Origin of the sequence: Actinopolyspora mzabensis (genome assembly GCF_900101095.1) — a bacterium.
Lineage (GTDB): Bacteria > Actinomycetota > Actinomycetes > Mycobacteriales > Pseudonocardiaceae > Actinopolyspora > Actinopolyspora mzabensis.
Genome location: NZ_FNFM01000014.1, coordinates 23,470 through 44,276, shown reverse-complemented (window position 1 = coordinate 44,276; position 20,807 = coordinate 23,470). Strand labels below are relative to the sequence as shown.

Annotated in this window: 16 protein-coding genes; 14 read left to right on the top strand and 2 right to left on the bottom strand. The window is 68.6% G+C overall.

Translation table 11 applies throughout. The annotated features are described in order from the left end of the window. The first annotated feature begins 181 nt into the window (after nt 1-181). The 3 genes from BLR41_RS21020 (at nt 182) to smc (ending at nt 5,938) form a co-directional block, all read left to right on the top strand. Nucleotides 182-853, top strand: a complete 672-nt coding sequence (locus BLR41_RS21020; protein ID WP_092632103.1) for a nucleoside/nucleotide kinase family protein — start codon at nt 182-184, stop codon at nt 851-853. A 1,001-nt stretch (nt 854-1,854) separates the two neighbouring features. Continuing rightward, on the top strand, nt 1,855-2,148 hold the full coding sequence (locus BLR41_RS21010) for an acylphosphatase (protein ID WP_092632097.1): 294 nt from the start codon (nt 1,855-1,857) through the stop codon (nt 2,146-2,148). Nucleotides 2,149-2,269: 121 nt separating this feature from the next. Next, nucleotides 2,270-5,938: a chromosome segregation protein SMC gene (smc, locus tag BLR41_RS21005; RefSeq protein WP_092632094.1), complete on the top strand. Its 3,669-nt coding sequence runs from the start codon at nt 2,270-2,272 to the stop codon at nt 5,936-5,938. 99 nt (nt 5,939-6,037) lie between these two features. On the opposite strand, the gene BLR41_RS21000 is transcribed toward smc, so the two are convergent. After that, entirely contained in the window at nt 6,038-7,552 is a 1,515-nt protein-coding gene (locus tag BLR41_RS21000) for a sodium:solute symporter (protein ID WP_092632091.1), read from the bottom strand. Further along, a complete protein-coding gene (locus tag BLR41_RS20995) occupies nt 7,528-8,748 on the bottom strand; it encodes an anhydro-N-acetylmuramic acid kinase (RefSeq protein ID WP_245694668.1) in 1,221 nt (406 codons plus the stop codon). Before BLR41_RS20995 ends, BLR41_RS21000 begins: the two co-directional genes overlap by 25 nt. Nucleotides 8,749-8,903: 155 nt before the next feature. On the opposite strand from BLR41_RS20995, the gene ftsY reads away from it, so the two are divergent. From ftsY to rimM, 11 genes are all read left to right on the top strand, one after another. Beyond that, on the top strand, nt 8,904-10,460 hold the full coding sequence (gene ftsY, locus BLR41_RS20990) for a signal recognition particle-docking protein FtsY (RefSeq protein WP_092632088.1): 1,557 nt from the start codon (nt 8,904-8,906) through the stop codon (nt 10,458-10,460). Between the two features lie 164 nt (nt 10,461-10,624). Then, the gene (locus tag BLR41_RS20985; RefSeq protein WP_092632085.1) at nt 10,625-11,965 is read left to right on the top strand and encodes an ammonium transporter; all 1,341 of its coding nucleotides are present in this window, start codon (nt 10,625-10,627) and stop codon (nt 11,963-11,965) included. Then, nucleotides 11,962-12,300, top strand: coding sequence for a P-II family nitrogen regulator (locus BLR41_RS20980; RefSeq protein ID WP_092632082.1), 339 nt, complete (start codon nt 11,962-11,964; stop codon nt 12,298-12,300). Before BLR41_RS20985 ends, BLR41_RS20980 begins: the two co-directional genes overlap by 4 nt. Nucleotides 12,301-12,779: 479 nt before the next feature. After that, on the top strand, nt 12,780-13,418 hold the full coding sequence (locus BLR41_RS20975) for an ATP-binding protein (RefSeq protein WP_245694666.1): 639 nt from the start codon (nt 12,780-12,782) through the stop codon (nt 13,416-13,418). Nucleotides 13,419-13,715: 297 nt separating this feature from the next. Then, nucleotides 13,716-15,464, top strand: a complete 1,749-nt coding sequence (locus BLR41_RS20970; RefSeq protein ID WP_092632080.1) for a DEAD/DEAH box helicase — start codon at nt 13,716-13,718, stop codon at nt 15,462-15,464. Between the two features lie 93 nt (nt 15,465-15,557). Then, nucleotides 15,558-17,102, top strand: coding sequence for a signal recognition particle protein (gene ffh / locus BLR41_RS20965; protein ID WP_092632077.1), 1,545 nt, complete (start codon nt 15,558-15,560; stop codon nt 17,100-17,102). A gap of 194 nt (nt 17,103-17,296) precedes the next feature. Next, nucleotides 17,297-18,370 carry a metal-dependent hydrolase family protein gene (locus tag BLR41_RS20960; RefSeq protein WP_176798086.1) on the top strand — a complete coding sequence of 358 codons (1,074 nt, stop codon included), beginning with the start codon at nt 17,297-17,299 and terminating at the stop codon, nt 18,368-18,370. A gap of 153 nt (nt 18,371-18,523) precedes the next feature. Continuing rightward, a complete protein-coding gene (locus BLR41_RS20955; protein WP_092632074.1) occupies nt 18,524-19,315 on the top strand; it encodes a CPBP family intramembrane glutamic endopeptidase in 792 nt (263 codons plus the stop codon). Between the two features lie 234 nt (nt 19,316-19,549). Beyond that, nucleotides 19,550-20,005 carry a 30S ribosomal protein S16 gene (gene rpsP, locus BLR41_RS20950; RefSeq protein ID WP_092632071.1) on the top strand — a complete coding sequence of 152 codons (456 nt, stop codon included), beginning with the start codon at nt 19,550-19,552 and terminating at the stop codon, nt 20,003-20,005. Then, nucleotides 20,002-20,241, top strand: coding sequence for an RNA-binding protein (locus tag BLR41_RS20945; RefSeq protein WP_092632068.1), 240 nt, complete (start codon nt 20,002-20,004; stop codon nt 20,239-20,241). Before rpsP ends, BLR41_RS20945 begins: the two co-directional genes overlap by 4 nt. 10 nt (nt 20,242-20,251) lie before the next feature. Continuing rightward, nucleotides 20,252-20,794, top strand: coding sequence for a ribosome maturation factor RimM (gene rimM, locus BLR41_RS20940; protein WP_092632265.1), 543 nt, complete (start codon nt 20,252-20,254; stop codon nt 20,792-20,794). The last annotated feature ends 13 nt before the right edge of the window (nt 20,795-20,807 follow it).

Here is a 20,807-nt window from a genome sequence, read left to right as displayed (position 1 = left end):
GGTGGTGGGGCGGAAGCCGCCCCACCACACGTGTCAGCCCGTGCGCACTCCGGTGAACTCCGGATGGGAGTTCGTGCCCCGAAGCGAGGGAACCGGTTCACCGGTGCCGGTAGCCTGATCACATGGCAGGGTCCGAGGCGTTCGTCCTCGGGTTTTCGACGGTGTTCGAAAGGACGGACTCGTGACGGGACCACCGCGACGGTCGCCCGTCGTCCACCGCGAGGGGTTGGACGAACTACTCGAACGGGCCCGGGAACTCGCCCGCGACGGCAGGCGCCGGATTCTCGGGATAGCCGGTCCGCCCGCGGCGGGAAAGGGCAGGCTCGCGGACAAGTTGCTGCAGGGGCTGGGCGACAGCGCGGCACTCGTCCCGATGGACGGGTTCCACCTCGCCGGTGCCGAACTGCGCAGGCTTGGCAGGCAGAACCGCAAGGGGGCGCCGGACACCTTCGACGTGTCGGGCTACCTGTCGTTGCTGCGTCGCCTGCGTGCCCAGACCGGGGGAGGGAATGACGAGGTGGTCTACGCCCCGGAGTTCCACCGCTCCGTCGAGGAGTCCTACGCCGGTTCCATCCCGATCTCCGCCGAGGTGCCGTTGGTGCTGACCGAGGGCAACTACCTGCTGCTGGATCGGGAGCCCTGGACCGAGGTGCGCGGCCTGCTCGACGAGTGCTGGTATCTGGAACCGGACGACGGCAAACGGGTCGGACGGTTGATCGCGCGCCACGTCCGCAACGGGATGTCGCGCGGCCGCGCGCGGGAGTGGGTGATGCGCAGCGACGAGCGCAACGCGGCGCTGATCGCCGAGAGCAGGGGAAACGCCGACCTGGTGATCCCGGGGGACATCGGGTAGTCCTTCCCCGTTCTCGCGGTCTCGGCTCAGACCGTCCTCGTGCTCGAGGGTTCGAGCGGCGTGGTGGACGGCGCGGGCGAAGTGCTCTCCGAAGAACTCGCCGCACTCTCCGAAGAACTCGCCGTCACCGTCGTGTCACTGGTTTCTTGAGTGCTTCCCGAGGCGCTGTTCGTGGTGCCTTCGTCGGGAGTGCCTTCAGGCTCGGACTCGGAGGTGTCGGTTTCTGTCGGGTCGGGGGTGGGGTCCGTGGGTTCGGTCTTCGTATCTGTTGGGTCTGGCTCAGGCTGTGTTTTCGTAGGCTCGGTCTGTGTGTCTGTAGGGTCCGTGGACTCGGGAGGCTCGGTAGGCGGGGGTTTGGAGTCGCCGTCGTCGTGAGTCTCCGTAGTCCCCGTGCTCGGATCCTGCGCTGAGTCGTCTTCCCAGTGGTCCGAGCGGTCCTCACGCGATACGCCGCTCGACTCCTCCGCGGTTTCGCCACCCGCGGCGGGCACCCCGCCGTGGGGCGTTTCGGAGGAACTGGAGCTCGGTTTCCGCGAGCTCGTCGTGCCCTCCCGCGAACCGGTGTTCTCGTAGCTCGTCGAGTTCGCCGCGCCACCGCTGGACTCGGGCAGCGAGGCTTCCCGCTGTTCCACGTTGCCCAGTGCGACGGCCGCCATCGTCGAGAACGCGGTCGCCACCATCACCCCCGAACCGGCCAGTACCGCCAGGCGTTTCGACAGGGCGTTCCGGTCTTCGTGGAGTGGATCCATCGGGTTGCTCACTCGTCCTCGCGTCCGTAGGTGGTGTCCCGGCCGGCGGGTGCCACGGTTCCCCGTGGTGCACGAGCGGTGGGGGTGGCCGCGTTCGTTCGCATTACGGTAGCCATCCGGCACCCGTCCGCCGAGGCGGGGGTGGCCCGCCGTTCGGTGCAGTCGCGATTCCCGCGTCGGCACCAGCGGAAGGCATCATCGGTACCACCTCACACGACGAGAACGACTACGACAAGGAGCGGTTGATCGGGCATGTCGGAAGGAACCGAGGCCGAATCCAGCAGGTTGACCGCATGGGTGCACGGTCGGGTGCAGGGAGTAGGGTTCCGGTGGTGGACGCGGTCGCGTGCCCTGGAGCTGGGGCTGGCCGGTAGCGCGACGAATCTGCCGGGGGGCCGTGTCGAAGTGGTCGCCGAAGGACCCCGACACGCCTGCGAAAGATTGCTGGATCTCCTTCGATCGGGTGATACGCCGGGAGCTGTCGAGCACGTCGCAGAGCAGTGGGCGGCACCACGTGGTGGACTCTCCGGGTTCGTCGAACGGTGAGTTCCGCGGGAATCGGTCCTCGGGCCGGAGCAGTGCGGTCTGCCACGGCACCGACGGTTTCCTCCGAGCGTCCCGGCAGTAGCGCACAGCCGTCATTTCGCGGGAAGGTCGTTGAGCAGCGGTGCATCTGAAGAGCCTGACGCTGAAGGGTTTCAAATCCTTCGTGTCGACCACGACCCTGCGGTTCGAACCGGGGATCACGTGCGTGGTGGGGCCGAACGGCTCCGGCAAGTCCAATGTGCTCGACGCGCTGACCTGGGTCATGGGGGAGCAGGGCGCCAAGGCGCTGCGGGGCGGCAAGATGGAGGACGTCATCTTCGCCGGAACCTCGGGGCGGGCGCCGCTCGGGCGTGCCGAGGTCAATCTGACCATCGACAACGCCGACGGTGCGCTGCCGATCGACTACACCGAGGTGTCGATCACGCGCCGCATGTTCCGCGACGGTGCCAGTGAGTACGAGCTCAACGGCAACGCCTGCAGGCTGCGCGATCTGCAGGAACTGCTGTCCGACTCCGGAATCGGCCGGGAGATGCACGTCATCGTCGGTCAGGGGCAGCTCTCCAGCATCCTGCAGGCCAAGCCCGAGGAGCACCGCAGGCTCATCGAAGAGGCCGCGGGCGTGCTCAAACACCGCAAGCGCAAGGAGAAGGCGCTACGCAAGCTGGAGGCGATGCAGGCCAACCTGACCCGGTTGACCGATCTGACCGGCGAGCTGCGCAAGCAACTCAAACCGCTGGGCAAGCAGGCCGAGATCGCCCGAAGGGCCCAGACCATCCAGGCTGAACTGCGGGATGCGCGGCTGCGGCTGATCGCCGACGACCTGGTGACCGCTCGCTCCGAGCTCGAACGTGACGAAGCCAACGAGCAGGCCGCGCGCGACAAGCGGGCAGCGACGGAAAAAGCGCTGCAGCAGGCCCAGGAACAGGAGAAGCAGCTGGGGGAGCAGGTCAGCGCCGACGCTCCTCGGGTGGCACGCATCCAGGACACCTGGCACCGGCTCTCCGCGCTGCAGGAACGGCTCGGCGGGACGCTGCGACTGGCGCAGGAACGGCACAAGCACCTCAGTGCCGAACCGGAGCAGCACCGCTCGGAGCGCGACCCGGAGGAACTCGAGGCCGAAGCGGATGAAGCGGCCGAGCGCGAGGAGACCGCCAACGAGGAGGCCGAGCGCACCCGCGAGGCGCTCGCCGAGGTGGTGACGAGCCGTTCGGAAGCCGAGTCGGCACTGCGGGAGGCCGAGAACGCACACATGGCCGCGGTGCGCGCCATAGCCGATCGCCGGGAGGGAGCCGCGCGCCTCTCCGGCGAAGTCGAGTCGATGCGCAGCAAGGTGGCAGCCACCGACGAGGAGATCGAACGGTTGACGGCCTCGACCACCGAGGCCGAGCAGCGCGCCGCCGAGGCGCAGCAGGCCTACGAGGAGGCCGCCGCGGCGGACGACACCGAGCACGGCGACGACGACGGCGTCGAACAGCGGTGTGCCAACGCCGAGGAGGCAAGGGACGCGGCCAAGCGACGAGTCGACGAACTCGTCGAGGCCGAGCGGGCCGCCGAACGTGAGACGGCCTCCTGGCAGGCTCGGGTGGAGGCGCTGTCGATGGGGCTGGACCGCAAGGACGGTGCGGCCACGTTGCTGGCCGCGGGCGAACGTGTTCCCGGCCTGCTCGGTTCGGTGTCGGCCCTGCTGAGCGTGGAACCCGGGGCGGAGCCCGCCCTGACCGCGGCCCTGGGGACGGCCGCCGAAGCGGTGGCGGTGCGCGGGGTCACCGACGCGGCCACCGCGCTACGAGTGCTCAAGGAGGACGAGGCGGGCAGTAGCGGCCTGCTCGTCGGGGCCGCCGTCCGCCCCGACCGAACCGCCTGGCCGGAGCTGGACGGTTCGGCGCGTTGGGCGGTGGACCTGCTGCGAGCCCCCGACGAGCTGCTGCCCGCCCTGACGGTGCTGCTCGACCGGGTCGCGGTGGTCGGGGACCTGGACAGCGCGGAACGACTGCTGGAGCGGCACCCCGGGGTGCGGGCGGTCACTTCGGAGGGGGACCTGCTCGGCAGCAGCTGGTCCTCCGGCGGCTCCGCCGCCTCGGACCACCGGAGCCCCATCGAGGTGCAGGCCGCCGTGGACGAGGCCGAGTCCGAGCTGGCCGAGGCACGGCGCGCGGTGGAACGGCACGGCGCCGCCCTGGAGGGGGCTCGCTCCGAACTGGAGTCCCGCGAGGCCGAGGTCAACACCGCGCGGGAACAGCGCAACGAACTCCGGGTGCGGCACGCACGCAGTTCCGAGCGGGTGGCCAGCCTGCTCGAGGCCGCCCGGTCCGCCGCCGCTGAAGTCGAACGGCTGCGCACCCAGCGCGGTGACGTGGAGCGTTCGCGGCAGGAGGCGGTGGCCAAGCTCGCCGAGCTCCAGGAACGGCTGGAGGTGGTGCAGTCCGAGCAGCTCGACGAGCAGGAACCCGACACCACCGAACGGGACCGGCTGGCTTCCGAACTGGACGACCTGCGACAGCGGGAGATGGACGCCAGACTCGCGGTGCGCAGCGCCGAGGAGCGCGCACGCGCGTTGCAGGGTCGGGCCGAACAGCTGCGGCGTTCCGCCAGACAGGAACGGCAGCAGCGGGAGCGCGCCGAACAGGCACGACTGGCCAGGCAGCGTGGCGCACGGGTCGCCGAGACCGTGATCGAGGGCTGCCGCACCGCGTTGCAGCGCATCGAGGTGTCACTGCGCTCGGCCGGTGAGCAGCGCGACGAGCTGCAACAGCGGCACTCCGAGAACGAGAGCCGGTTGCAGACGGTGCGTAACCAGGTGCGTGAGCTGTCCGGGGAACTGGAGAAGCTCACCGACGCGGTGCACCGTGACGAGGTTGCTCGTGCCGAGCAGCGATTGCGGATCGAACAGCTCGAAACGAAGATCGTCGAGGACTTCGGCGTGGGGCTGGACGATCTGGTCCAGGAGTACGGGCCCGATGTCGCGGTACCGCCGAGCCCGACGGAACTGTCGGAGTACGAGACGGCCAAGGAACGCGGGGAGCAGGTCAGCAAGCCGCCGTCGCTGCCTTACGACCGGGACACCCAGCAGCGGCGGGCCGACCGCGCGGAGAAGGATCTGGCCGCGTTGGGCAAGGTCAATCCGTTGGCGCTGGAGGAGTACGCCGCCCTGGAGGAGCGTTACAAGTACCTCTCGGGACAGTTGGAGGATCTCAAGGCCACCCGCAAGGACCTGCTCGACGTGGTCAAGGAGGTCGACGAGAAGATCCTGGAGGTCTTCTCGACCGCGTTCGACGACGTAGCGGCCGAGTTCGAGAAGGTCTTCTCGGTCCTGTTCCCGGGGGGTTCCGGAAAGCTCGTGCTCACCGACCCCGAGGACATGCTCACCACCGGTGTGGAGGTGGAGGCCAGACCGCCGGGCAAGAAGGTCAAGCGGCTGTCCCTGCTCTCCGGCGGGGAGAAGTCGTTGACCGCCGTGGCGATGCTGGTGGCGATCTTCCGGGCTCGCCCCTCCCCGTTCTACGTGCTCGACGAGGTGGAGGCCGCGCTGGACGAGACGAACCTGCGGCGCCTGATCGGTCTGCTCGATCAACTCAGGGCGAACTCGCAGTTGATCATCATCACGCACCAGAAGCCCACCATGGAGATCGCCGACGCCCTGTACGGCGTGAGCATGCGCGGCGACGGGATCACCACCGTGATATCGCAACGGCTGGCCTCGGGTAACGGCGAGCCCGTCGAGACCACCGAACCCGCGCACGCCGCGGGCCCGTCCGAGGGGAGCCCACCCGGGGGAGAGGCGGGTCCCTGACGGGGCGCTCGGGAGCACTCCCGCGCAGCGGACGTGGCACCGTGCGGCGCGGTCACGGTGCCGCCGTGTCGGTGCGCTACCGGCGCCGCTACCGGGGACTCAGCCTGCCTCGGACAGTTCGGACTCGCGCGTGGTTTCCTCCCGGCTCGGACGGTGTCGCAGCGACAGCACACCACCCACGAACAGCGTGATCACCACGCCGATCGGTGCGTACCAGGGAAACGCCAGCGGTGCGTGACCTCCCTGCCCGTCCGGAAAAGCCGCGCCGAACGCCAGCCAGAGCACCCCCAGCAGTGCGCAGCAGAACGCCGCCACCGCGTCGGGCTGTCGCGCACGCCGCACCAGCAGTCCCAGTAGGAAGGCCCCCAGCAGGGCCCCGTAGGTGTAGGACGCGATTCCGAGGCCCACCTCGACCACCGGGTTGTCGGTACTGGTGAACAGCGCGGCGAACACGACGAACACCAGCGCCCACCCGACCGTGACCGCCCGCGCCAGTCGCAGCAGTACCCGCTCCTCGTGGACCTTGCCGCTCAGTCGCTGATACAGGTCGCTGACGGTCGAGGTGGCCAGCGAGTTCAACGAGGAGGACAGCGTACTCATCGCGGCCGCGATGATTCCCGCGATCAACAGCCCGGATAGGCCGGGCGGAAGCTGGTTCACGACGAACCGCGGGAACAGGGCGTCACCGCTGCTCAGGCCCAACTGCTCGGGGTCGGCCCCCGCGAAGAACGCCCACAGCATCGAACCGATACCCAGGAACAGCGCGAACTGCAGCAGCACGAGCAGGCCACTGGTGATCACCGCGCGTTGACTGTCGGCGAGTGTGCGGCAGGCCAGCAGCCGTTGCACCATCAACTGGTCGGCACCGTGCGAGGCCATCGCGAACACCGCTCCGCCGAACAGGGCGGTGACGAAGGAGTACTGACTCGTCAGTACCGGCGAGCTCAGGTCGAACAGCTCGAACTTGCCCGCCCGCAGCGCCCGGTCGAACCAGTCGCCGGGCAGCTTGCTCAGCAGAATGATCCCCGCGAGCACCGAGCCGCCCACGTAGACACCCAACTGCACCACGTCGACCCAGACCACGGCCCGGATACCCCCGAAGTAGGTGTAGATCACCGTCAGCGCCGAGAGCCCCAGGACGATCTGCCAGTAGCTCGCGGCTACACCGAACGAGGCCAGCATCACCTTCACCGGGATGGCCGTGGCGAACAGCCGCAGCCCGTCCGCCAGCAACCTGGTGATCGAGAAGGTTACCGAGGCCGTGCCCTGCATTCCTCGCCCGAAGCGTTGCCCCAGGAACGCGTAGGCGCTGACCAGTTCGCCGGTGTAGTAGCGCGGCAGCAGCACGAAAGCCACGATCGTTCTGCCGATCAGGTACCCGATGGCCAACTGCAGGTAGGTGAACGACCCCAGATAGGCCACGGTGGGAACGCTGATCACGGTCTGCGTTGTGGTTTCGGTGGCCACCACCGAGAAGCAGACCGCCCACCAGGGCAGGTCACGTCCGCCCAGGAAGTAGTCACCGGTTCCGCGCTGCCTGCCCGCCAGCAGAATCCCGAGGGCGGGCATCGCCAGCAGGTAGACGCCGATCACTGCCAGGTCGATGATGCGCATGTGCTCTCCCGGCCGGGGGTGTGGAACGCGCTCGGCGCCGAGATCCGGAGTGCTGTCACCGGGGTCCCGACGGGTTCGGGGGTCGACAACGGCCGGTTTCCCGGGGTGAGGGTGCCCAGCACGCGGGGCCCCTCCGCACCGGTGCAGGACGCTATGTTGCCCGCGATCCCGTGCATCCCGAGGAAACCGAGCAGCGCGGCCAGGAACGCCTCCTTGGCATCGGGAGGTATCCCGTGCTGTCCGCTGGTGTTCAGCTCGGCGCCGTGCCTGCCGAGCTCGCGCCGCAGCCCGGACATCAGAACCGGATTCGCCACTCCTCCGCCCGAGGCGATCACCAGGCCCGGTTCGTGCGCGGCACACGCTTCGGTCACGGTGCGGACCGTGAGTTCGGTGACGGTGCGCAGCAGGTCCGGCGCGGCGACCTCCGAGACCGCCGCCAGCGCGTTTCGCAGGTATTCGAGCCCGAAGTGCTCCTTGTCGGCCGTCTTCGGCGGGGAGAGGTGAAAGTACTCGTCGGCCAGCAGCCTTTCCAGCAGATCCGGACGCACCCGGCCACGCGCGGCCAACGTGCCGTCGGTGTCGCGCCCTTCCTCGGCACCGACCAGTTCGGCGGCCGCGTCGATCAGCGCGTTTCCCGGCCCCGTGTCGTAGGCGATCGGTTCTCCTCGGCCCACCACCGTGATGTTGGCGATACCGCCCACGTTCAGTGCCAGCACGCCGTCCGGTGACGAGGTGGTCCACACGGGAGGGAAGAGGCCCGCGAGCCAGAGCACATCGAGTACCGGCGCCAACGGCGCACCCTGCCCACCCGCGGCCACGTCCCTGCTGCGCGGGTCGGCGAGCACGGGAAGTCCGGTGGCTTCGGCGATCCGGGCGGAGCCGCCCAGCTGCAGCGTGCCCAGCGTGCCGCCCCGCACCGTCTCGTGCCGGACGGTCTGGCCGAACGATCCGATCAGATCCGCCCGCCCGCGGGCCAGCTCTTCGACGCCGTACCTCGCGGCCGCGGCGAACGCCCGGCCGGTCTCGGCCTCCAGCCCGCACCACGCGGACGGCCCCTTGTCCTCCGAACGTGTCAGTGACACGAGCTCCCGACGCAGCGTCTCGGGGTAGGGCAACGAGTCGTAGCCCAGCGGAAGCGACTCGATCACCCCCGCCCGCAGCCGAAATTCGACAGCGGCGACGTCCACCCCGTCCATCGAGGTTCCCGAAAGTAGCCCGATCACCCGCCACGGCTTCATCCTGGTGGTGTAGATCACCGCGGGGGTCAGTGCAAGCCCGACACGGCTTTCCGCGCGAACCCGCCGCGCGGGTCGCGTCCGGCGGTGCGCTCTTCGGGTGCGACGATGGACGTGTGTCCACCACGAATGTGATCCTGATCATCGTTGCCGCACTGGTGGTGCTGGCCGTACTCGTCGGCACGGGCATCCTGCTCGCTCGGCGCAGGCGGGTCAGCCTCGCTCAACAGGAGCGGGAGGATACGTCCGCGGGCCGGGGTGGTTACCGCGCGGGCAGTGGAATCAGCCTCTCCAGTGGCGGTACGACCGGCGCACCCGAGCATCCCGTCGAGGAGCGAACCGACACGCAGGGGCAGCCGGGTGTCGGTGACGACGCCGCGGTTCCCAGGGACAGTCAACGGCGCGGCATGGTCGATGTTCCGCTGCCCAGTTCCTCCGAGGCCGATGACACCACGGTCGGAACCGACGACACCGCGACTACCACGGGAGAACCACCGGCTGCCGAGTCCGCCACCGCTCCCACCGTTCCGGAGCAACAGCCTCCAGCCGAGTCGGAACCGGTCCCGGAGACCGACACACCGGCCCCGCGGGACGAGGACTCCGAATCCACCGCGACCGCCGCCTCCGGCGGAGCCACCGGCACGGTGCCTCCCGAAAGCCCCGAACGGCCCGAGGACTCCCAGGCCGGTGCCGAACCGGGCACGGCCGCGGAGACCGAGGTCGAGGTCGAGCCGATCGAACCGTCCACCGGCAGGCTGGAGCGGCTGCGTGGCAGGCTCGCGCGTTCCCAGTCGATGTTCGGGCAGAGCGTGCTCGGGCTGCTCGGCGCCGGTGACCTCGACGAGGACTCCTGGGAGGAGATCGAGGACACCCTGCTGATGGCCGACCTCGGTGCCACCACGGCCTCGGAGATAATCGAGCGGCTGCGTACCGAGGTGGCCGCTCGCGGCGTGCGCACTCCCGAGCAGGCGAGGGCGTTGCTGCGCGAGGTGCTGGTGGACGCGCTGGCCACCACGCAGTCCCGCGCGGTCCAGGCGCTGCCGCACGGCGATCCGGCGGACGGCGGCAAGCCCGCGGTGGCGCTGGTCGTCGGGGTCAACGGAACCGGCAAGACGACCACCACCGGCAAGCTCGCTCGCGTGCTGGTCGCGGACGGGCGCACGGTGCTGCTCGGCGCCGCCGACACCTTCCGCGCCGCCGCGGTGGAACAGCTCGGGACGTGGGGCGAACGTGTCGGCGCCGAGGTGGTCCGGGGCGACGAGGGAGCCGACCCGGCGAGCGTGGCGTTCGAGTCGGTGCAGCGTGGTGCCGACTCCGGTGTCGACGCCATCCTCGTCGACACCGCGGGCAGGCTGCACACCAAGACCGGCCTGATGGACGAGCTCGGCAAGGTCAAACGTGTGATCGGCAAGCGTGCGCAGGTCGACGAGGTGCTGTTGGTGCTCGACGCCACGACCGGTCAGAACGGGCTCGCCCAGGCGAGGGTGTTCGCCGACGTCGTCGACGTCACGGGAATCGTGCTTACCAAACTCGACGGGACCGCCAAGGGAGGGATCGTCTTCCAGGTGCAGCGCGAGCTCGGCGTGCCCGTCAAACTGGTCGGCCTGGGAGAGGGAGCCGACGATCTCGCCCCGTTCGAACCGGAGGCGTTCGTCGACGCGCTGCTCGGTTGACCGGAGTACTCCGGGGTGTTAACACGCCGGTGATTCCGCCAATCGGGACTTAACAGTCGCCGGTGCGGATTTCACCCCCTCGACACGACGAAAACGTCATCGGGAAACACACGTTGCCGAGTATTCGGACTCGACTTGGAGCGCCGGATCGTACGGGAGGCGACGTGAATTCAGGTGACACCGCCTGGGTGTTGGTGTGTGCTGCTCTGGTGATGCTCATGACACCCGGCTTGGCGCTGTTCTACGGCGGCATGGTTCGTTCCCGCGGCGTGCTCAACATGCTGATGATGAGCCTGGGCAGCCTGGGCGTCGTCGGGGTGCTCTGGGTGATCTACGGATACTCCGGAGCGTTCGGTTCCGACCTCGGTGGCGTGGGGCTGCTCGGCTCCCCCGTGGAGTTCTTCGGGATGTCGCGGTTCGTCGGGCAGGAGAGCTTGTCCGGCTCGATCCCCACGTTCGCGTTCGCCGCCTTCCAGGCCATGTTCGCGATCCTGACCGTGGCGCTGATCTCCGGTGCGATCGCGGACCGTGCCCGGTTCGGACCCTGGGTGCTGTTCGCCGGGCTGTGGGCCACCCTGGTGTACTTCCCGGTGGCCCACTGGGTCTTCGCCTTCGACGAGACCAACGCGGCCGGTGAGGTGACCGCGGTCGGGGGCTGGATCGCGAACCGACTCGCGGCGATCGACTTCGCGGGTGGAACCGCCGTACACATCAACGCGGGAGCGGCCGCGCTCGCGCTGGTGCTGGTACTGGGCCCCCGCTCCGGCTGGCCGAGGGAGACGGGCAAACCGCACAACCTCCCGCTGGTGGTGCTGGGAGCGGGACTGCTGTGGTTCGGGTGGTTCGGTTTCAACGCCGGTTCCGCGCTGACGGCGGGAACCACGGCCGCCATCGTCTTCGTGAACACGCTCGTGGGTGCGGGCGCGGCCATGCTCGCCTGGATGCTCGTCGAGCGGATCCGACACGGCAAACCGACCACCCTGGGAGCGGTTTCCGGCATCATCGCGGGACTGGTGGCGATCACACCTGCCTGCTCTGCGGTCACCCCGATGGGAGCCATCGCGGTGGGGGGCATCGCCGGTGTCGTCTGCGCGCTCGCGGTGGAGCTCAAGTACCGGCTGCGTTACGACGACTCGCTCGACGTCATAGGTGTACACCTGGTCGGTGGTCTCGTCGGCACCCTGCTGGTAGGGCTCTTCGCCTCCGGGAGTGCTCCCGCGGGCGTGGCGGGGCTGTTCTACGGTGGCGGTTTCGACCAGCTGTGGCGACAGGCCGTAGGGGCTGTCGCGGTGCTGGCGTATTCCCTGGTGCTGAGCCTGGGCATCGCCTGGCTCGTTCGTAGCACGATCGGTTTCCGCCTCGAGCCCGCCGACGAGGACATCGGCATCGACGAAACCGAACACGCCGAGTCCGGTTACAACTTCGGGGACGCGCGCAACACGGTGCGCGGCTCGCGTACCACCGAACACGGCTCGATCGAAACGCTGGAAGGAAGTGTTCGATGAAGCTCGTCACAGCCGTCGTGCAACAGGCCAAAGTGGACGAGGTGCGGGACGCCCTGACCGCCCTGGGGATCCGGGGGATGACCATCGCCGACGTGCAGGGGTACGGCAGGCAGCAGGGGCACACCGAGATCTACCGCGGCGCGGAGTACAAGGTCGACGTGGTGGCCAAGACCAGGGTGGAGGTGTTGGTCAACGACGCCGATGCCGACGACGTGCTGCAGGCGATCGTTTCCGCTGCCCGCAGCGGAAGGGTCGGGGACGGCAAGGTGTGGGTCACACCTGTCGAGTCCGTGGTGCGGGTGCGCACCGGTGAGACCGGAGAACAAGCGGTCTGAGCGGGCGACGCCGTTCGGCGTCCGCCGGGGTCCGGCCCCTTCGTGCCTCCCCGGGCCGGAACCCCGATTCGAGAAGTGGGACTCCCGGGCCGTTCCCGGAGTCGGTGCCGCCGACTCCGGGAACGGCCGTTTTCGCGTCCGGACCGGGTGCGGTGGTCCTCCGCGTGGTACCGGCTGCGTAGGCCCCGGCAGCGCGGCACATCCGGATATGCGTAGCAATACGTAGCTCGGTTCAGGGGTCATCACGCTCTCGCCGAGGGCCGTCCGAACGCCAGAATTCCGGTGTGACGCCGTGAACATTCCCCGGTGAGGGGTGGAGCTCCCGCCCGTGCTGGGGGTCGGGCGGAAGTCGTCGGGGAGTGTTCCGCGTCCCAGGGGGTGCCCGTCGGATGGCCCGTCGTGGGGTCGGGCCATCCGGTCGGTCCGGTTTTCCGGCGATCCCGCCGGGCGGTCCGCGAGTCGGGTACAGTGAACGCGAAGTGAGTACACGAAGTGACTTCCGGTGCGCTGGTCTGCTCGCCCGTGTTGTCGTCGGAACCACCACGTCTCCTGTCCGTGATGGACCACACGACGACTCCGCTTCGCTTATCCGGGTCGGCCCCAGGGATCTGCTCGTCGTAGCGGGACTGCCGGGCGCGGGCAAGACCACACTGCTGGGCTCGCTCCGTTGCTCCGTCCCCACCGTCGTGCTGGATTCCGCGCAGTTGTACCGGGTGCTGCTCGCGGGGTTCGGTGCCGGTGTCCCTCGCCGGCTCTACCGGGCGATCGTCCATCCGCTGCACTACGTCAGGGTCGTGGTGGCGTGCCTGCTGGCTCCCGGCGTCGTGGTGGTGCACGTGCCCGCCACACGCCGCGCCGCGCGGGGTTTTCTGGTCGCGCTTGCCACCCTCACCGGGCGGAGACCCGTGCTGTGCTGGTTGGAGGTCCCACCCACCGCCGCGCTGGCGGGGCAGCGAGCACGTGGCAGAATGATAGCGGCACGCGCGTTCGCTCGACACGTACGCCGTGCCCGGCTCCCCAGGCAGTACCTGTATCGCCTCGGTAGGTTGCGAGGATGGCACCGGGTGTACGTACTCACTCGCGCGGAGGTTACTGGCGGGGTTCAACTGGTTCCGTAGTGTCACGTTGTTCCCCGAAGGGCCGACGGGGGGCCGAGACGGACGTGATCGACCGTTATCCTGGACGGTACGCGCCGGACGCACCCGGCGCTGCCGGCTGAGATTCATCGAGCTGCGAGTGACTGGCAACAGAGTGTGCGTTGCGGGTGAGCGCGGCCCGAGATGCGTAGGCGACGGTGCGTGAACGGTGCCGTCGGTCAGCGAACCCGATTCGTGCGATCCGTGTCGTGGATGCCGCCACGGGTTCGTCCGCAGTGCTTCAGCCGCCCCGACCACACGAGGAGACTCCAGACTTACATGCCCACATTCGACGAGCTCGATCTCGACAGCCGCGTACTGCAGACCCTCACCGAACTCGGTTACGAGACTCCCTCGCCCATTCAGTCCGAGACCATCCCGTCGCTGCTGCAGGGGCGTGACGTAACCGGTCAGGCACAGACCGGCACCGGCAAGACCGCCGCCTTCGGACTGCCCATCCTCTCCAACATCGATCTCGACAAGCGCAAGAAACCGCAGGCCCTCGTGCTGGCTCCCACCCGTGAGCTGGCCATCCAGGTGGCCGAGGCGTTCCGCACCTATGCCGCCAACCTGCCCGGTTTCCGGGTGCTGCCCATCTACGGTGGACAGAGCTACGGACCGCAGCTCGGCGGGCTGCGTGACGGCGCGCACGTGATCGTCGGCACGCCGGGACGCCTCATCGACCACCTCGACCGGGGGTCGCTGGACTTGTCCGAGCTGAGCCACGTGGTGCTCGACGAGGCGGACGAGATGCTGCGCATGGGATTCATCGAGGACGTGGAGCGGATCCTGAAGTCCGTTCCGTCCCAGCGGCAGGTCGCGCTGTTCTCGGCGACCATGCCGAACGCCGTGCGCAAAATCAGCCAGTCCTACCTGGACAACCCCGTGGAGGTGGCGGTTCGCAGCTCCACCACCACAGCGGCCAACATTCGCCAGCGCTACTGGCAGGTGCGCGGTGTCCGCAAGGTCGACGCGCTGTCACGACTGCTCGAGGTCGAACCGGTCGACGCGGCCATCGTGTTCGCCCGCACCAAGCAGCTCACCGAGGAACTGACCGAGCAGCTGCGGTTGCGCGGTTTCAACGCCGCCGCGATCAACGGTGACATCGCCCAGGCGCAGCGGGAGCGCACCATCGAGCAGCTGCGGCAGGGCCGCACCGACATTCTCGTGGCCACCGACGTCGCCGCGCGCGGACTGGACGTGGACCGGGTTTCGCACGTGCTCAACTACGACGCCCCCCACGACAGCGAGTCCTACGTACACCGGATCGGTCGTACCGGTCGCGCCGGGCGCAGCGGCGAGGCGATCCTGTTCGTGACCTCGCGGGAACGGCAGTTGCTGCGTTCCATCGAGAAGGCCACCGGCCAGTCCATCGAGCGGATGGACCTTCCGACGATCGAAGCGGTCAACGAGCGACGGCTCGAACGTTTCCGGCAGCGGATCACCGAGACGCTGCAGAGCGGCGAACTGGAGATCTTCGAGCAGCTGGTTCGCGACTACGAACAGAACAGCGAGGTGCCCGCCGCCAGGGTGGCAGCGGCACTCGCGAGCATGACCCAGGGCGACCGTCCGCTGCTGTTGCAGCCGGAACCCGAGCCCGAGTCGAAATCGCGTCGCAACTCGCAGCGCTCCGCCGAGTTCGAGTCCTCGGATTCCGACACGGCCATGTTCCGGGTGGAGGTCGGTCGTCGCAATCGCGTGACCCCCAGCGCCCTGGTGGGGGCGCTGGCCAACGAGGGCGGTCTTTCCAGCAAGCGGATCGGGCACATCGACATCCGCGACGAGCACACCCTCGTGGAGCTGCCCGCCGAGATGCCGGAGGAGATGCTGCGCAAGCTGCGCAAGACGCAGGTCGCCGGACGTGGACTGCGGATCAGCCGCACCGAGGGAGAACCGCCTCGTCGTTCCGGTGGCTGGTCCCGCAGGCCCGGGGGCAGGGAGCGCTCGAGTTCCCGGCGCAAGGGGCGTGCCGGTGCGGGTGGAGCACGTTCCGGCGGTGACAAGCGTCCCGCGGTCGATCGAGGCTGAACATCGGTTCGTGTCCCTGTCCGCCTTCGGGCACCGTAGGTGGGCGGTTACCCTCGGCGTAGGAACATCGACGACTCTGGAGCCCGTGACCCCGTGTTCGACACTCTTTCCGACCGGCTCACTTCGGTCCTGAAGAACCTGCGCGGCAAAGGGCGCCTGTCCGAGGCGGACATCGACGCCACCGCGCGCGAGATCCGTATCGCGTTGCTGGAAGCCGACGTGGCACTGCCGGTGGTGCGCGGCTTCATCTCGGGAGTCAAGGAGCGGGCCAAGGGCACCGAGGTGTCCCAGGCCCTCAATCCCGCCCAGCAAGTGATCAAGATCGTCAACGAGGAGCTGGTCGGCATCCTCGGTGGCGAGAAGCGGGATCTCACGCTCGCGAAGAAGCCACCCACGGTGATCCTGCTCGCGGGGTTGCAGGGTTCCGGTAAGACCACGTTGGCAGGCAAGTTGGCCAAGTGGCTCGCCGGGCAGGGACACACCCCGATGCTCGTGGCCTGCGACCTGCAGCGCCCCAACGCCGTGACGCAGTTGCAGGTGGTGGGGGAGCGTGCCGGTTCACCGGTCTTCGCCCCCGAACCGGGCAACGGTGTCGGCGACCCCGTGGACGTCGCGCGTCGCGGTGTCGCCGAGGCGGAACGTGCCCAGCACGACGTCGTCATCGTCGACACCGCGGGCCGCCTCGGTGTCGACGAGGAGATGATGCAGCAGGCCTCGGACATCCGCGACGCGGTGAATCCGAACGAGATCCTGTTCGTGGTCGACGCCATGATCGGTCAGGACGCCGTGAGTACCGCCGAGGCGTTCCGCGACGGAGTCGGCTTCAACGGCGTGGTGCTGACCAAGCTCGACGGTGACGCGCGGGGTGGCGCCGCGCTGTCGGTCCGGCAGGTCACCGGTGAGCCCATCATGTTCGCCTCCAACGGCGAGAAGATCGAGGACTTCGACGTCTTCCATCCCGACCGGATGGCCAGTCGCATCCTCGGCATGGGCGACATGCTCACGCTGATCGAGCAGGCCGAGCAGGCCTTCGACGCGGATCGTGCCGAGCAGGCGGCCGAGAAGCTCGGTACGGGCGAGCTCACGCTGGAGGACTTCCTGGAGCAGATGCAGGCGGTCCGCCGGATGGGGCCGCTGCAGAATCTGGTCGGCATGCTGCCCGGGGCCAACCAGATGAAGGACCAGCTCGCCAACTTCGACGAGGCTCACCTCGACAGGGTGCAGGCCATCATCCGCGGCATGACCCCGGCCGAGCGTGCCGATCCGAAGATCATCAACGCCTCCCGCAGGCAGCGTATCGCCAATGGTTCCGGCGTACGGGTCAGTGACATCAACGACCTGGTCAGCAGGTTCTTCGAGGCCCGCAAGATGATGCAGCAGATGGCGGGCCAGTTCGGCGGTGGCGGTGGCGGCGGGGGCCGTAAGGCCACCAAGAAGGACAAGAGCAAGAAGGGGAAGAAGGGCAAGAACAAGGGGCCCACGCAGTCCAAGGCGGCACGCGGCGGGATGCCCGGCGGTCTTCCCGGTATGCCCGGTGGTGGTCAGGGAGCTGATCCTTCCCAGCTGCCAGGGGGGCTCAATCAGCTTCCCCCCGGATTCGACCCGTCGAAACTCGACTTCGGTAAGAAGAAGAAGTAACCCCGCGCTCGCGATCGCTCGCCGGGTTTCCGAAGCCGTCGGTGGGGTTCCCGGAGCGGTGGGCGTGCCCGGAGAAGCGGTGCCACCGGAAGCGCCCCGCCGGAGGCCGTCCCACGCGGGTCCGGGTGAGGCGGGGCCGTGGCCGAGGTCCGTGTCCGGTTCGCGAGGAGCGGTTCGATGACCGAGGAGTGTTCGTGACGGGGCTGCATCTGCGTGGTGTGCTGCTGCCCGAGGGCAGATCGCGTGATCTGTGGGTCAGCGACGGTGTGATCAGTACTGAGCCGGTCGAGGACGCCGTCACGATCATCGACGGCGGGTACGTGGTCCCCGGTCCCGTCGACGCGCACTGCCACGTCGGAATCGGGCCCCGGGGCCCGGTGGATCTCGACGAGGCGGTAGCCCAGGCCGAGACCGACGCGGCGGCGGGCACGCTGTTGATCAGGGACTGCGGCTCGCCGCTGGACACCACGCCGCTGCAGTCCCGAACCGATCTCCCCCGGATCATTCGCGCCGGTAGGCATCTGGCGCGGCCGAAGCGCTACATCCCGCATCTCGCCGAACAGCTCGACGACCCGGAGGAGCTTCCGGAAGCGGTGGCGAGGCAGGCCGCACAGGGCGACGGTTGGGTCAAGCTGGTCGGGGACTGGATAGACCGTTCGGTGGGGGATCTGGCTCCGCTCTGGAACCCGGACGTGCTGCACAAGGCCGTCGAGACCGCGCATCGACACGGCGCACGGGTCACCGCGCACGTGTTCGGGGAACAGGCGCTGGCCGGGCTGTTGGACGCGGGGATCGACTGCATCGAGCACGGTACGGGCCTCGACGACGCGATGATCGAGCGGATGGCGCGGGACGAAATCGCACTGGTTCCCACACTGATCAATATCGAGAACTTCCCCTCGTTCGCGGCCGCCGCCACCAAGTACCCGGACTACGCGTCCCACATGCACCGACTGCATCGCGACGGGGACCGCACCGTGCGCAAGGCCGTCGAGGCCGGTGTGCCGATCTACGCGGGCACCGACGCCGGGGGTGGTATCGAGCACGGCAGGCTCGTCGACGAGATCGTCGCGCTGCACCGAGTCGGGATGTCTCGGGAACAGGCGCTGGGTGCCGCGACCTGGTCCGCTCGTCGCTGGCTCGGCTACGGGGGATTGGAGCACGGTGCCGCGGCCGATCTGGTCTGCTACGCCGCGGACCCACGAGCGGACCTGGACGCACTGCGTTCCCCGGAGCGAATCCTGTTGCGCGGCCGTGTGCTGCGGTGACGGAGCGTTCCGGAATTCACTCCGCGGATCCGGGCGTCCCGGCCCGGCGATATATCCAGGTGCCGACCCCCGCACCTCGACGGTAGTCTGTCGACCCGACGGGGGTGGCTCGTTCCACGCCCCGGAAGTCACTCGGCTCGCACGGAGGCGCCCGTGACGGCACCGCAGTCATCCGGATCCGGCGGAGACGTCGATCCGGAACAGTCCGGCGGAGTCACTCCGAGCCCGGACGGCAGGACGGCCGTGTCGGCGGCTCCGCGATGGGGCTTCGGGGCGTTCTTCCTCGCGGAGGCCGTGTTCGTGCTGGTCTCGGTGGGGCTCGCGGCCCTGGTGGGGGACTTCGGTGAGCAGGGCTGGATGGGGCCCGTGTTCGTGCTCGTGCTGATGGCTCCCACGGTGCTGGCCGGTCTGGTGGCCGTCGTCGCGACCATGGTGCGCGGGAACGGGCCGGTGCGGGATTTCGGACTGCGTTGGCGACGTTCGGATGTGCGGACGGGACTGCTCATCGGTTTCTGCGGGTTGGTGCTCAGCACCGTGGCCTCGGCGCTCTGGACCCGCTGGGTCGGCGTGGATCAGGCCAACTCGGCAGTGGGAAGTCTGCTCGAGGACGTGCGGCTTCCCCCGGTGCTGGCAGTGATCATTTTTCTGCACGTGTGGCTGATCGCACCGGTCTGCGAGGAGCTGCTCTACCGTGGGCTGCTCTGGGGAGCGATGGAGCGGCTCAGGTTCAGCCAGCTGACCGTTTTTCTGCTCACCACCGCGATATTCGCCATCGGGCACTTCGAACCCGCCCGTACCCTGCTGCTGATCGTGATAGCGATCCCGATAGGGCTGGCCCGCCTGGTCACCGGAAGGTTGACTGCTAGCGTCGTGGCACACCAGGTGAACAACTTCCTGCCCGCGCTGGGGCTGTTGCTCATGTCGCTGGGCATGTTGCCTGCCTGAGAGACCGAGCGGGGATCCGTCCCTCGGGCCTTCCGCTCACGGCGGTGTGCCCGAGCCGGAGACCGTGGGCTCCTGCTCGAAAAGGGGTCTGGCACAATAGGGAGCTGTTCGCCACGAGCGGGCTCTCTCACCGCTTCGTGGCTGGTCGAAGTATGAGCATCCCGGCGCGTCCGGCGCTGGTGCACAGTGATGCTCACCGGAGCACGAACGAGAGTTTGAGGAGCACCACCACCCGTGGCAGTTAAGATCAAGTTGATGCGGTTGGGCAAGATCCGTGAACCGCACTACCGTATTGTCGTGGCCGACGCGAAAACTCGCCGTGACGGCAGGGACATCGAGACCATCGGCCAGTACCACCCCAAGCAGCAGCCGAGTCACATCCAGGTGAACTCCGAGCGTGCGCAGTACTGGCTCGGCGTCGGTGCCCAGCCCACCGAGCGGGTGCAGCACCTGCTCAAGGTCACCGGTGACTGGCAGAAGTTCAAGGGGCTTCCCGGAGCCGAGGGCTCGCTGCAGGTGAAGGAAGCCAAGACCCCCAAACAGGAGCTTTTCGAGGCAGCGCTGGCCGCCGCCGACGAGGAGCCGGGCGCGGACGCCACCACCCCGAAGAAGAAGGGTGGCGGCAAGAAGTCCGAGTCCTCCGCCGCTGCGGACGAGAACAAGGAACAGGCCGAGGAAGGCCAGGAGTGACTGTCCTCGCCGACGCGTTGGAGCACCTCGTCCGAGGGATCGTGGACAATCCCGACGAGGTGCGTGTCGAGTCGTTGACCACTCGTCGTGGTCGTACTCTCGAAGTTCACGTCAATCCCGACGACCTCGGCAAGGTGATCGGCCGGGGTGGTCGGACCGCCACCGCGTTGCGCACCGTCGTTTCCGGTGTGGGCGGCCGTGGCATCAGGGTCGACGTGGTCGATACCGATCGCTGAGAGCCCGATGATGGCCGAGCAACAGGCGGCTCCACTCGTGGTCGGCCGTGTGGTCAAACCGCACGGGGTCCAGGGCGAGTTGGTAGTGGAGATCCGCACGGACAGTCCGGAACGACGTTTCGTCGCGGGCGCCGTACTCGGAGTGCTGTGGAAGGCCCGGGGAACGCGTCCCGAGTCGCTCGAACTGGCGGCCGTCCGGTGGCACGCCGGACGGCTGCTGGTCAGAGCCGTGGAAGTGACCACGCGTGAGGACGCCGAGCGCCTTCGGGGTGTGCTGCTCGGCGTTCGGCCGGAGGAACTGGAACAACTCGAGGATCCGGACGAGTTCCACGACCACGAGCTGGAAGGGCTGCGGGCGGTCGGTCCGGACGGTGCCGAGCTGGGAAGTTCGCTCGGTGTGCTGCACGCCCCGGCGGGGGAGTTGTTGCGGTTGGCCCTCCCGGACGGCCGGGAGGCCCTGGTGCCGTTCGTCGCCGACATCGTCGTCGACGTGGACACCGACCACGGCACCGTCACCATCGATCCCCCCGAGGGGCTGCTGGAACTCTTCTGAGCCGGTGACGAAC

Excerpts from the sequence above, each read along its gene's own strand:
- BLR41_RS20995 (WP_245694668.1), bottom strand. The coding sequence starts at position 8,748 with ATGGACGGGGTGGACGTCGCCGCTGTCGAATTTCGGCTGCGGGCGGGG.
- BLR41_RS21000 (WP_092632091.1), bottom strand. The coding sequence starts at position 7,552 with ATGCGCATCATCGACCTGGCAGTGATCGGCGTCTACCTGCTGGCGATG.
- BLR41_RS21010 (WP_092632097.1), top strand. The coding sequence starts at position 1,855 with ATGTCGGAAGGAACCGAGGCCGAATCCAGCAGGTTGACCGCATGGGTG.
- rimM (WP_092632265.1), top strand. The coding sequence starts at position 20,252 with ATGGCCGAGCAACAGGCGGCTCCACTCGTGGTCGGCCGTGTGGTCAAA.
- BLR41_RS20980 (WP_092632082.1), top strand. The coding sequence starts at position 11,962 with ATGAAGCTCGTCACAGCCGTCGTGCAACAGGCCAAAGTGGACGAGGTG.
- BLR41_RS20970 (WP_092632080.1), top strand. The coding sequence starts at position 13,716 with ATGCCCACATTCGACGAGCTCGATCTCGACAGCCGCGTACTGCAGACC.